Here is a 13,194-nt window from a genome sequence, read left to right on the forward strand (position 1 = left end):
GGCGAGCTGTTTTAAGATTAAATAAATCTGTTGGAAAAAATATTTGATTGCCTTATCGATAGTTTTATCGAGAATAAAGTGGGTATTGCTGAAAATTTTTTAAGTGTTTCTTTGGCGGCGCACCTTAAAGATAACCTGATCGGGTTATTTGAAAATAAAAAACTTTTAAATGCCGGTGTGGGTAACGATACAGTTGTTAATCAAAATAAGTTGATTAGAAGTGACGTGATTTACTGGTTAGACAGAAAGCATAATAACCAGTACGAAAATGATTTCTTCAATCTGATGGACGAATTTGTAGTTTATTTAAATCGCACCTGTTATACGGGTATCACTGGATACGAATTTCATTATACACTTTATGAATCGGGTACGTTTTACAAAAAACATATCGATCAGTTTCAGAACAACGGAAGCAGACAATATTCGATGGTTATGTATTTAAATGCCGATTGGAAAATGGAAGATGGAGGAGAGCTGCGCATTTATCATGTTGATGGGGAACAGAATATCGCTCCAAATAACGGTAAAAGTGTGTTCTTTAGAAGTTCAGATCTGGCGCACGAGGTATTGCTTACCAATAAACAAAGGATGAGCATTACAGGATGGCTTAAAATTGGTTAAACGCTAATCTTCAATATTGAGCAACTGTTTAATTATCCCCTTATAATTTTTACCGATAGGGACCTCCCGGCCGTTCTTGAGTACAATGGTGTTGCCCTCTAAATAATCGACATATTTTTTATTGAGGATATAAGACTTATGAATTCGGATGAAATCTGTTGATAACTGAGCTTCAAAACTACCCAATGTTCGTGGGGTAAGTAAAAAATCGTGGTCTTTCCAAACTTTAACATAATTACCCAGGCTTTCCAGGTATTGTATTTCGTCTGTTTTTATCAGAATGTGTTTCTTGTCTGCCTTAATAGAGATTTGTCCATTGTTCCCAGGCACTGTTTTTTCAATTTCAGTGGGTGCAGCAGTTTGCTTTTTAAGGTTGTACAATTCCAGTGCGCGGTTAACCGCTTTTACAAAACGATCGAGCCTGAAGGGTTTTAACAGGTAATCGCAAACCGCCAGATCAAAACTTTCTAAAGCGTATTCTTCGTATGCCGAGGTAATAATTACAAGCGGTTTATGTGGTAAGGTTCTCAAAAAATCCAGGCCATTTAGCTTTGGCATCCTGATATCTAAGAAAATTAAATCTACCTGTTGTTTGCTCAAAAAATCCAGGGCTTCGGTAGCACGGTAGCAGTGGCCGACGACCGAAATAAAAGGAATATCTTTTGCATACTCGGTAATTACGCCGTGTGCAAGCGGTTCATCATCTACGATTAGGCAACGTAAGCTCATGTTAGCTGGAGTTTGAGTTCTGCCTTAAAGATATTAGCAATGGAGGTAATATCCAACGTATAACGGTTGGGATAGAGTAATTCGAGCCTCTTTTTCAAATTATCAATCCCAATTCCCTTACAATTGGTGTTTTCTTCTGGATCGAAGGAGTTCTCACAGCAGAAAACAACTTCAGTATCGTTAGCGGTTAGAGATAGTTTTAAAAAAGCTTCGTCTTCGGCACGTTCAATACCATGTTTAAATGCATTCTCTACAAATACAATTAGCAGGAGGGGAGGAATATCAATCTGATCGTTTTTAACTTGCTTATCAAATTCAAAATGTAAGGTTTTTTGCAAACGGATTTGCTGTAATTGAATATAATCATTGATATAATCGAGTTCTTGTGAAAGTTTAACTGTTTTTTCCTGCCCTTTGTAAATCGTATAACGCATCAGTTCTGATAATTGCAAAATACTTTCGGGCGTTTTCTCAGATTTTTGCAAACTTAATGCATAAAGGTTGTTAAGCGTATTAAAGAAAAAATGAGGATTAAGCTGTTGTTTTAGCAGGTCGAGTTCATTTTGGGATTTTTCTTTCTCTAACGAGAGGATCTTGTTGTTCTGTTTTCCCCATTGTAGCGCCAAAACTATAGGTAAACTGATCAGCATAATGGCAAAGGCCCCAAATGCATTTTCAAGCTCGAAAGGGTTAGTTACGAATATGCTCCGACCAAAAACCGTGTTAATGGGAAGCGAAATTAATATTTGGGCCAATAGGGGGTAAAGAACTGCGATGGTGGCAGAAAGCGTTAAAAGGTAAATGAGTAGTCCTTTCTCTTTGAGTATTTTAGATACCAGTAAACGGCTATTGATCAGGAAAAGCAGGTATCCGCATAAATACATGATCAAAAATTGTGAAAAGAAGCTTAAAAATGTTCCAAAATTAAACACTAGCATTTTAAAGTTGAATTCGAAACCAACCAAACGGAAGCCCTTTCTTTGGTAAATGGGGTTCTCTAAGCTCGAAACAGCCATTATGGAGATGGTTGCTGCAAGTAAAATGATGGTAATGAGTACGGCGTTCTCCAGACCAATTTTTTTGATCCATTTAATATGCTGCACTTTTTTCTGGTAATACTGATTAGCAATCAACATGATTTCGAGGGCGACTGCCGCCAAAGCTGTTGAAATGAAAACAGCATTGTCAAGCTTCGCAATTTGCAGGTAAAATGCAATGCCAGTAAAAAGCGGAAGCAGGATGAAGAAGCAAGTGCACCAGTAAGCAACATATCGATTTCGACTGAGGACGTTTTTTAGTCTGGTTTTAAGAAAAGAAAAAATAAGTACAGGGAGCAAACAAAAAACCAAAGCCAAAATGCAGCTGGCATAGCTAAGCCAGATATTGGTAGTTAAGTTGTAAGTATTAAATATGGCTATCCACAACAAAAGGCCAACATTTATGAAAAAATCCTGGTATTTATAGTTGTAGCTGAATTTTTTTGTACTGAGCATTTTTTTAAATAGGATAATATGAATTAAAAATGAACGTAGCCGAAGGGCAATCTTTTTTTGAATGATCTGATTATAAAAGGCTCCGACTCCGCTCAGCCCGACAATATCAGGATGATCATCTTGGAAGCCATCTCTAAAGTTATTAAAGTTTAAAGTTTGCGAAAAATTTAGATGATGAAAGGTATGTTTTCGATGATGAAAGGAACATCACGGTTATTATTTCCTTTCATCATCATTTCGGCTTCCTTCGTCACTTAAATTTAACAGATCGGTTTAATCGGTCTAATTTGCATCCATCTTAATTATTTAATATGGTACGGCTTAAAATACAGCAACTTACAAAATCTTATCAAAATGGTGTAAAGGCTCTTGATGATGTTACCCTCAATATCGCAAATGGCATGTTTGGTTTATTAGGACCTAATGGAGCAGGCAAATCTTCGCTTATGCGTACACTTGCTACCTTACAGCTACCAGACGCCGGTCAGGTTCATTTTGATGGAAACGATGTGTTACAAAATCCTCAGGAAATGCGCAACAAGTTGGGTTATTTACCACAGGATTTTGGCGTATATCCTAAAGTTTCAGCTATAGATTTACTCAATCATCTTGCGGTTTTAAAAGGATTACAAAATAAGAATGAACGGAAGGAACAGGTGACTTCACTTCTGCAACAGACCAATTTATTTGAAGTGAGAAAAAGATCTGTCAGCACTTTTTCTGGTGGTATGCGGCAGCGTTTCGGTATTGCACAGGCTTTATTGGGTAATCCGCAGTTAATTATTGTAGATGAGCCCACCGCAGGGCTTGATCCACAGGAAAGAAACCGGTTCCATGATCTGTTGAGTGAAATTGGTGCCAATCGGGTGGTTATCTTGTCTACCCATATTGTAGAAGATGTAAATGACCTTTGTACTGAAATGGCAGTGATGGCAAATGGCAAATTGATTTTACAGGGTAAACCCTCAAGACTGATCGAAAAATTAGATGGAAAAATCTGGAGAAAGGCAATCGATAAGGTAGACCTGGCTCAATATTCATCCATTTTTAATGTAATTTCTACCAAAATTATTTCGGGTAAATGTTATGTATTCGTCTTAGCAGATGAATGCCCGGCACACATTTTCGAACCTGTTTACCCAGGTTTAGAAGAGGTTTATTTTTCTTCCTTATTTGGCGCTGCCAATCAAAATCTGGAGGCTAAGCTATGATTATAGATTTACTAAAATTTGAGCTGAAATATCATTTCGGACAAATATCGTTCAAAGTGGCAGCGCTTTTGTTTTTTATTCTAGGGTATTTCTGCGTGGTACAGGGGGATTTGGTTCTGACGACGTACATAAAAATTCGCCATTTGTTATTACCAACATCATTGCCCTGCTTTCGCTTTTCTCTATCTTTTCGGGTACATTATTTAGTGCTAATGTGGTGCTTAGGGATAGTATGTATAAAATGGAAGCAGTTGTTTTTACTACTTCGATCAAAAAACTCCCTTATTTTGTCATAAGGTTTTTAGGCCTTATCATTTCTGTTTTTAGTTTACTCGTGCTGGTGGCCTTGGGTATTTACGTTGGCACTTTCTTTCTCGATGCCGATCGGTTAGGCAGTTTTCATATCATCTATTTTCTACAGCCACTTTTAGTTTTTGCCCTTCCAAATGTACTGTTCTCTGCCGGTATTTTATTTTGTACTGCCGTATTAACCAAAAATGTAAGGATAATTTATGTGGTAGGTGTGTTGATTTACATTTTGTACATGCTCGCTTCGATATTTGGCAATTCGCCATTGTTGGCCACATCGACAATGAAAGCAGGTAGTCCCGATATTTTACCCCTATTTTTAGATCCTTTTGCACTTGCCTCGTTTTTTGGCGAAACCAGAACATGGACAAGTCTAGAGCGCAATCAACAGTTATTTCCATTCAACGGTACCTTTTTATTCAACAGGTTGCTTTGGCTTGGTTTTACAGCCTTGGTGGTGCTAATTACCTATCGCTTATTCAATTTTCGTTTGCAGCAGCAACAACAGCCAAAAATTAAAGCAGCTAAAGCAGAACAGGTTGAGTTGGTTCCTTATCGTGCTTTCGCAGTTTTTTCAAATGGTTTTCGTTACCATCTGAATACGTTCTTCGCACAGTTTAAACTCGAAATGATATTCTTGTTTAAAAACATCCCCATTATGGTCATGCTATTGTTATGGGTTTTTCTTTTCGGGGTAGAGTTAAAAGACCAGTTGTTCAGTGGTGTTTATGGCATTCATAGTTATCCGGCAACAGGTATTATCATCGAAGAAATACGTTCGATGAAATTCGGTCTGGTCCTGATTATTTTTTACGCGGCAGAAACCATTAGCAGAGAAAAATCAGTAAATATTCATTCCTTGATTTACAGTACACCTGTTCAGAATTCAGTTTTATGGATGGCAAAAACCCTGAGTCTTTTTGCGCTGGTTTTCATTCTCGTCACGCTAAATATTGGGATCGGTATTGTTCTTCAGCTTACACATGGCTATTTCCATATTGAGTTACCTATGTATTTATCCTTGTACTATTATAGCGCATTCCCTTTATTACTTTTTGTAGTACTCATCGTTTTTATCCAGAATTTAAGTACGAACAAGTATCTCGGTATGTTACTGAGCATGATCGTTATTTTTCTGGTTTCGTATGCGGAAAGGTTTGGCTTAGCCCACTATCTTTTCCGATTTGCAACAGTACCTGATTTATTACATTCTTATTTTAACGGTTTTGGGTATTATACCAACGCATTTAACTGGTATATGCTGTATTGGTCGGCTTTTGTAATTGTTATTGCCGTTTTAACCATTGGAATGTGGCAGCGTTTAGTTGAAATTAAGGTTAAAACAAGATTCAGATCGATAGGCTTAACATTGAAGCAACATAAATGGACTACTGTTTTAGCATTATTGATCTGGATTTCTTGTGCTGCATTTATTTATCATCAAACCAATACCATCGGAAAATATAAAAATAAACAGGAGCAATTAAACTGGAGTTTGGCTTACGAACAGAAATATAAAAAGCTGGCAAGCCTGCCCCAACCAGTAATTAAAGCCGTTAAAATGAGTGTAGATTTATATCCTAATGAAGGAAAGTACAGCATTAAAGGTACCTATAACCTAAAAAATGAAACAACTTTGCCCATCACAAAAATATGGATCTATGTTAGTCCCGATATAAATTCTTTTTCTGTGGATGTTGCCGAAAGTAAAAAAAGCGAAAAGGATGAACGGTTTAGCCAGCAGTTTATTACCTTAAAAACACCTTTGCAGCCTAATAAAGAGGTTGTGATGCGTTTTTCTATCGAAGTAATTAAATCGGGATTTACTCCTTTTAATAGTGAAAACTCTATTGTGAAAAATGGAACTTACATTGAAATAGAGAAATTTGTACCTCATTTGGGCTATTGCTATAATTTTGAGTGCGAAGATAAACACGAACGGAAAAAAGCAGGTTTACCCGAAGTTGCAGACAAACCGAATCTTAACAAAATTTATGAGTCGATAAACTTAGAAACAACCATTTCTACAGCCATTGATCAGCGGGTGATCACCGTTGGAGCGTTGCAGACGAGTTGGGTAGCCAATAACCGGCAATATTTTAAGTATAAAACCGATATACCGATTAATTTCATGTTTGCACTGAGCAGTGCACAATACACATTGAAAAAAGAACGCTACAAGGGGATAGATTTAAATATTTATTATCAGCCTGGACAAGAATATAATTTGAAAAGTATGTTTAAGGCTGTTAGAGATGCCTTGGATTACGGTAATACGCATTTTGCGAAATACCCCCTTAAACAATTAACCATCGCCGAAATCCCCCAATATAAAGGTGCTGCAACAGCCTATCCGGGAGTGATTTTTAGTGCAGAGAACATTAATTTTCTAGGGAATTATAGTCAGAAAGGTTCTATCGATCAGAGTTATGCTATTGCCGCACACGAAACTGCGCACCAATGGTGGGCAAATATATTGGCTCCGGCAGATGGTACAGGTTATGCCATGCTCACCGAATCGTTAGCTAAATACACCGAAAATGTGCTGATTGAAAAGACTTTTGGCAAAATGTATTTAAGAAAATATTTGGCTTACGATAATAACCTATACTTTTTAAACCGGAATAATAATGAAGAGGAGCTACCCTTGGCCAAAACCTTGGATCAACCTTATGTACATTACCAAAAAGGAGGATTAACGATGTATGCGGTGAAAGAATTGATTGGAGAGCAGAAATTTAATACAATATTGAGTCAGCTTATTATCGATCATGAAAATCCGAAGCCTAAAGCCACAGCGGCCGATTTGGTAAACGCAATTTTAAAGGAAGCTTTGCCTAAACATAAAAAGTTTATCAACGATTGTTTTAACGGGGTAGTTACTTATGATTTGGGCATTAAAGTGATCAATTGTAAAAAACTGAGTAGCGGAAAATTTAAAATTGACCTGGAAATTGATGCAGAAAGGTTAAGTAATGGCGATAAACAATTACCGGATCTTGAAGTGGATCTTGCCTGTTTTGACCAGTTGGAAATGGATTGGGAACCTGATACTAAACCTATATATGCCCAAAAGTTTCAAATAAACCAGCGTAAAACCAAACTTTCCATTATTGTTGGGCATAAACCAAAAACGGTGGCTATTGATCCTTATGGATATGTATTAGATGCTGATAAAAGCGATCATTTAGCTGTGGTGGATTAAAAAAGAATTACTAATACAGGAGATTCTCAATCAAAGGTGTGTCCTGCTGAACTTGTTTCAGCATCTATTTTTGAAAATCGTTATGGATAAGACCCTGAAACAAGTTCAGGGTGACGACCCTCTCCTTAGATTCCAGGTTTCGTTGCACTTAGTTCGAAATGACGGATGACTACATGATGAAATAAAAAAGCGCCGTTTCCTCATTTCAGGATTGGCGCTTCACTTGTTAAACGACTAGGTTTAATACTATTCTTATCAATTTGCCCTAAAACCTTTTGGTGTACATTGCATCTGACGTTTAAAAAATATGTTAAAATTAGCGGGGTATTCAAAACCCAAACAATAAGCAATTTGTGCGATATTCCATTCAGTATGTTTCAGCAAGGCTACCGCTTCGGTTGCTATCCTTCTCGAAATGTGCTCAGAAGTAGTTTTTCCCGTTACTTCCTTTACAGCATGGTTTAAATGATTTACATGCACCAGTAAACGGAAAGCAAAATCGTGGGCTGTTTTTAACTCTAAAATATGCTCGGTAGAACCGATTGGGAACTGTCTTTCCAACAATTCGAGAAACAACGCGGTTAAACGTGCCGATGCATTGTTCTGTTTAAATAAAATATCTTGTGGTTTTACCTTTAATGCTTCATGAACAATCAGTTGCACATAATTCCTTAACAGATCGTATTTATGGATGTAATCGCCATCCATTTCTTTCATCATTTTACAGAAAATATCCCTTAACGTTACTTCCTGTTCTTCATCAATATGAATTACCGGACTATCATTTATGCGCCACAATAACGAATCGCGAAGGGTTTCGTTGCGGTTATGGATAAAATTCTCGGTAAAGAGGCAGAAAAAACCTGCAGGTTTGGGCGAGGTACTTTCCCAGGAATATGGAATATTCGGGTTGGTAAACAGTAGCGCCCGACCTTTAATTTCTATGTCAGCATCCGCATAATGCAAAATGCCATTGCCAATAATCAACGAAATTTTATAAAAATCCCTGCGGCTAAAAGCAGAGGGGATGTTGGTGCAAACCACACTTCTATTAAAAACATTAAAGTGCCCGATATCATTAATCATCCCCAAGCTTGGCGTAGGGATCTCTGGCCGGGTAATTTTCAGCCTATTATAAAAATCCTCTAAAGTTTCCTTTTTTTGAAGCGTAGAAAGCTCTTGATTTTTTGATAACATAATTAATCCTTAGTCATGTAAAGTTATGGTTTAATCACCATTCCTTCATGCATTTCCTCTGTAGGTTCTGCCACTAATTTGTCACCTTCTGCCAGCTCACCAAAAACTTCGACTTTATCTTCAGTTTCCCTGCCTTTTTTTACAGCCACTTTAACCGCTTTGTTATCCGCTACTTTTAATACAAATAATCCTTCGCTGGTATCTAATAATGCCTTTTTAGAGATGATAAAAGTGCTGGCATTGGCCGGAAGCGGGATATCCAGCTCAGCTACCATACCAGGTAATAAAACCTTTGAAGCATTTGGAACATCCATCTCCACACGCTCTGAACGTAAACGGACATCTAAAGCACCGGATAAACGTTTCACTTTAGCTTTAAAGGTCTGATTAGGCAAAGATTTTACAGTGAAACTAATTTCATCGCCCGCTTTTAAATAACCCGTATAAACCTCCGGAATGGAAACGGCCAAACGCAGGTTTTTCTGATCCTGCAAAGTAAACAAAGGCAGATCAGAGCCTTTACCCGTAGGACCAACATAAGCACCTAAATTCACATTTCTGGCCGAGATAATGCCGCTAAAAGGTGCCCTGATGGTTAAATAATCCTGAACTGAACTTACTTCTTTGTAGGCCGCTTTTGCTGCTTCGAGCTGTGCTAAATCCGAGTTCTTTTTTGCCATCGCCTGGTCCAGGTCGTTTGTAGAAATCGTTCCAGGCGTTTTGCTGGTTTCGTACAAACGGTTGTAATTCGCTTTGCTCGCCGTATAAATTGCTTCTTGTGCTTTTATCCGCGATTGTGTTGCGGCCAGTTGTGAACTCATTTCGGGTGCTTCCAACGTCATCAATAACTGCCCTTTGCTTACTTCTGAGCCGATATCAACTTTTAAGGTTTTTACAAAACTGCTTACTTTAGCATATAAATCAACTTGTTGCAAAGCAATTAATTCGCCCGGTAAACTCAGTTTGGTTGATAATTTCTCTTTTTTAAGGTCGAATGTAGCTATCGTTGCTTCTTTTTCTTTCTTGGGTGTTACTTTCGATTCGGAGTGCCCACAGCCATATATAGCCGTTAGTACTAAAAATCCTGTACTCCATAATCCTGTTGAAAATATCTTTGTATTCATTTGTAATGATGATTTATTCGTTTTCTTGTAAACCTTTAATGTAATGGATGCTTTCTTCATCTTCCGGATCAAGCGATATCGAATCGGTAGTCTGTTTGCCCTGAACCCATGCAAATACCAATGGCAATATAATGAGTACGGCAAATGTTGAGGCCAATAAACCACCAATAACCGCTCTGCCCAATGGTGAAACAGCGCCACCGCTTTCACCATGACCAATGGCCATTGGCAACATACCCGCAATCATTGCAATACTCGTCATAATAATTGGACGTAAACGTAATGCAGCAGCTTCGCGTGCCGATTCGAGTGCATTGCCATTGTGCTTTCTTAATTGCTCTGCATTGGTAATGAGTAATACAGCATTGGCAATAGAAACTCCAACTGACATGATAATCCCCATATACGATTGCAGGTTTAAGGTTGATCCGGTGATGGTTAATAATAGTAATGAGCCTAAAATAACCGCTGGTACAGTGGCTAAAATAACCAATGGTACTTTAAAAGACTGGAAATTGGCCGCCAGCATTAAGAAAATTACCACAATGGCCACAAATAAGCCCGATTGTAAGCTGTCTAAAGTATCAGTTAGCACCTTACTTAGGCCTATAGCGGTAACATTTAATCCGCGCGGCAGTTCGCCAACGTTTTTAATGGCTTTTTCTACGTCTTTAGATGCGGTCCCCAAATCGGTATGGTAAAGGTTTGCTGTTACCGATAGGAAGGGCATGGCACCAATGTTATCGTTTTCTCCAGCCGTGGTATCAGGAGTAATTTTTGCAACATCGCTCAATACTGGTCGTGCCGAGTTTTTCAATAAAGGAATTTCTCCAATATCATCTTTACTGGTCATTTGGTTCAGTGGTACCTGAACCTGAACACTGTAAGGCAAAGCTGCCTTTTCATCTAACCAGATATTTTTATCGGTATAACGTGATGATGAAGTTGAAGCAATTAATGACCTTGAAATATCGGCCATATCTACCCCAATCTGCGCTGCACGTGTTCTGTCGATATCGATATTTAATGATGGATATTTAATGGGCTGTGCCAGCTGAACATCTCTCATGTACGGGATTTCCTTCAATTCTGCGAGGATTTTATTGGCATATTTTTCATTCAATTTTTTGCTTTTGCCTGCAATACGTACTTCGATGGGGGTAGGAGAGCCTTGGCTCAATACCTTATCTGTTAGTTCTATCGGCTCGAATGAAAGTTTAACATCAGGCAATACTTTTTTGATTCGTTCCCTGAACTGATCTTTAAAATCGTCCATATCTTCTTCAAAATCTTTTAAGCTTACCTGAAAAACAGCTTCATGCGGACCAGCCATAAACTGGTAGATTGGGTTTACCGAAAACTGAGCAGGGTGCTGACCAACATACACGGAGGAAATGCCCACGTGTTCTTCGCCAACCATTTTTTTCAGCTCAGCCAAAACCACATTTGCTTTTTCTTCGGTCCGTTCTAAGCGTGTCCCATCAGGTGCACGTAAACGCAATTGAAACTGACTCGAATTCACCCGTGGTAAAACATCGCGACCGATATTAGCCAATAGCAACGCTGCCAGGCCGATAATTATGACCAAATAAATCAAAACAACAGACTTTCGATAAGGCAATATCCGATCAAGGAAACGCATAAAACGGTTTCTGAATCTATCGAAAAAACCAATTTTACCATTGCCACTAAAATCTTCGCGTTCAACCAGCACCCTTTTTTGGTTCAGGGTGTCTTTTTCCGATTCGAGTGTAATGCCGGTGGCAGCAAAATCGGCCTCGTCTTGTGTAATGCCTGGGTGATGATTACTGCCTTTTTTAGGATGTGCAATCATCAGCCAGTTGGCCATAATCGGTACGAAAGTTTGCGATAACAAGAATGAAACCACCATCGAAAAGCCAATTGCCAATGCCAGCGGTAGGAATAGTGCTCCAGGTATACCAGTCATGGTAAAGGCTGGTGCAAATACAGCAAGGATACAAAACAGGATTAGCAGTTTAGGAAAAGCGATTTCCTTACAGGCATCCCAAATAGCCAGGGCCTTGGGTTTACCCATATCAAAATGCTGGTGAATGTTTTCTATCGTTACAGTTGATTCATCTACCAGAATACCAATGGCTAGTGCCAATCCGCTCAGTGTCATGATGTTGATTGTTTGCCCAAACAACTTTAGGAACAGCACCCCGGCAATAATAGAGGTGGGAATGGTCAGGATTACAATCAATGCGGCTCGTTTATCACCAAGGAAAAGCAATACCATCAAACCTGTTAATATTGCACCAATGGCACCTTCGCTGATCAGACTTTTTACGGCGTTGATTACATAAACCGATTGGTCGAACTCATAAGAGAGCTTAACATCTTCTGGTAAGGTATTTTGGATGTTAGGCAGGTTTTTCTTTAAGTTTTTAACCACTTCCCAGGTAGAGGCATCTCCAGATTTGGCTATACTTAAATATACAGAGCGTTTACCATTAATTAAGGCATAACCAGCTACTAAATCGGCTCCGTCTTTAACAGTAGCCACATCTCGGAGCTGTAAATTTTGTACACTACCTTTAAATAGGGGAATGTTTTCGAAATCTTTTACCTTTTTAATGGTATAATTGGTTGGTGTGATATAGTTTTTATCGCCTATCCTCACATTTCCCGAAGGAGCGGTTTGGTTATTTAGCCTAATGGCTTCAACCACTTGGTCTACCGTTAGGTTATGGGAACGCAGAAGTGACGGGTTTACGTTAATTTCTATTGTTCTTGGGCTACCACCAAAAGGGGCGGGAGAAAGCAAGCCAGGTATAGCCGAAAAACTAGGACGTACATAAGTATTGGCCAAATCTTGCAATTCGTTGTTGGTACGGATAGGACTGCTCAGTACCAGCTGCCCTACGGGAAGCGACGAAGCGTCGAAACGGATAACGAATGGCGGTTGCGAACCTGGCGGGAAAATGGCTTGCGCCCTTGTAGATAATGCGCTTAATTCTGCTGCTGCCTGGGCCATATTGGTGCCTTCGTAATAGGTAAGCTTCATGAGCATTAAACCCTGCGTATTTTTGGTTTCGATGCTTTTAATGCCGTTTGCAAAAAGCAGGATGTTAACATATTGTTTACCAAAATAAGCCTCCATTTGGTCGGGTGTGTAACCACCAAAGGGGTGCGCAATATAAATTACCGGAAGGTTCATCTGCGGAAGGATATCAACCTTGATCTGGTTGATGGCCCCTATACCGAAAAAGAACAAGCCAGCCACTAAAACGATGATGGATATGGGTTTGCGGAGTGCGAAACGTATTAAATTCATTTAT

General features: G+C 38.9%; 8 protein-coding genes. 3 read left to right on the forward strand and 5 right to left on the reverse strand.

What is annotated here, in order from left to right:
* Positions 1-30: 30 nt before the first annotated feature.
* Positions 31-624 (forward strand): 2OG-Fe(II) oxygenase, encoded by a 594-nt coding sequence (locus H9N25_RS05100; protein ID WP_167293696.1) that lies wholly within the window; start codon positions 31-33, stop codon positions 622-624.
* A 3-nt stretch (positions 625-627) separates the two neighbouring features.
* On the opposite strand, the gene H9N25_RS05105 is transcribed toward H9N25_RS05100, so the two are convergent.
* Both H9N25_RS05105 and H9N25_RS05110 read right to left on the reverse strand, forming a co-directional pair.
* Positions 628-1,353 carry a LytR/AlgR family response regulator transcription factor gene (locus tag H9N25_RS05105; protein ID WP_167293697.1) on the reverse strand — a complete coding sequence of 242 codons (726 nt, stop codon included), beginning with the start codon at positions 1,351-1,353 and terminating at the stop codon, positions 628-630.
* Positions 1,350-2,846 (reverse strand): sensor histidine kinase, encoded by a 1,497-nt coding sequence (locus tag H9N25_RS05110; RefSeq protein ID WP_190328156.1) that lies wholly within the window; start codon positions 2,844-2,846, stop codon positions 1,350-1,352. The genes H9N25_RS05105 and H9N25_RS05110 overlap by 4 nt, the downstream gene beginning before the upstream one ends.
* A 311-nt stretch (positions 2,847-3,157) precedes the next feature.
* Between H9N25_RS05110 and H9N25_RS05115 the strand changes: the two genes are divergently transcribed.
* Entirely contained in the window at positions 3,158-4,057 is a 900-nt protein-coding gene (locus H9N25_RS05115; RefSeq protein ID WP_190328157.1) for an ABC transporter ATP-binding protein, read from the forward strand.
* 241 nt (positions 4,058-4,298) lie between these two features.
* Positions 4,299-7,571, forward strand: a complete 3,273-nt coding sequence (locus H9N25_RS05120) for a M1 family aminopeptidase (RefSeq protein ID WP_190328158.1) — start codon at positions 4,299-4,301, stop codon at positions 7,569-7,571.
* Between the two features lie 255 nt (positions 7,572-7,826).
* Here H9N25_RS05120 and H9N25_RS05125 read toward each other — a convergent pair whose 3' ends face one another.
* The 3 genes from H9N25_RS05125 to H9N25_RS05135 are packed head-to-tail and all read right to left on the reverse strand — an operon-like array spanning position 7,827 to position 13,190.
* A complete protein-coding gene (locus tag H9N25_RS05125) occupies positions 7,827-8,768 on the reverse strand; it encodes a helix-turn-helix domain-containing protein (RefSeq protein ID WP_169502053.1) in 942 nt (313 codons plus the stop codon).
* A 23-nt stretch (positions 8,769-8,791) separates the two neighbouring features.
* Positions 8,792-9,892, reverse strand: a complete 1,101-nt coding sequence (locus tag H9N25_RS05130; RefSeq protein ID WP_190328159.1) for an efflux RND transporter periplasmic adaptor subunit — start codon at positions 9,890-9,892, stop codon at positions 8,792-8,794.
* Positions 9,893-9,905: 13 nt separating this feature from the next.
* Positions 9,906-13,190, reverse strand: a complete 3,285-nt coding sequence (locus tag H9N25_RS05135) for an efflux RND transporter permease subunit (RefSeq protein WP_190328160.1) — start codon at positions 13,188-13,190, stop codon at positions 9,906-9,908.
* Positions 13,191-13,194 lie beyond the last annotated feature (4 nt).

The sequence above is a fragment of the Pedobacter riviphilus genome (genome assembly GCF_014692875.1).
In the GTDB taxonomy this organism is placed as follows: domain Bacteria; phylum Bacteroidota; class Bacteroidia; order Sphingobacteriales; family Sphingobacteriaceae; genus Pedobacter; species Pedobacter riviphilus.

What these genes read in the sequence shown, in the direction of transcription:
- H9N25_RS05105 (WP_167293697.1), bottom strand. Translation starts at nt 1,353, where the DNA reads ATGAGCTTACGTTGCCTAATCGTAGATGATGAACCGCTTGCACACGGC.
- H9N25_RS05110 (WP_190328156.1), bottom strand. Translation starts at nt 2,846, where the DNA reads ATGCTCAGTACAAAAAAATTCAGCTACAACTATAAATACCAGGATTTT.
- H9N25_RS05115 (WP_190328157.1), top strand. Translation starts at nt 3,158, where the DNA reads ATGGTACGGCTTAAAATACAGCAACTTACAAAATCTTATCAAAATGGT.
- H9N25_RS05120 (WP_190328158.1), top strand. Translation starts at nt 4,299, where the DNA reads ATGGAAGCAGTTGTTTTTACTACTTCGATCAAAAAACTCCCTTATTTT.
- H9N25_RS05125 (WP_169502053.1), bottom strand. Translation starts at nt 8,768, where the DNA reads ATGTTATCAAAAAATCAAGAGCTTTCTACGCTTCAAAAAAAGGAAACT.
- H9N25_RS05130 (WP_190328159.1), bottom strand. Translation starts at nt 9,892, where the DNA reads ATGAATACAAAGATATTTTCAACAGGATTATGGAGTACAGGATTTTTA.
- H9N25_RS05135 (WP_190328160.1), bottom strand. Translation starts at nt 13,190, where the DNA reads ATGAATTTAATACGTTTCGCACTCCGCAAACCCATATCCATCATCGTT.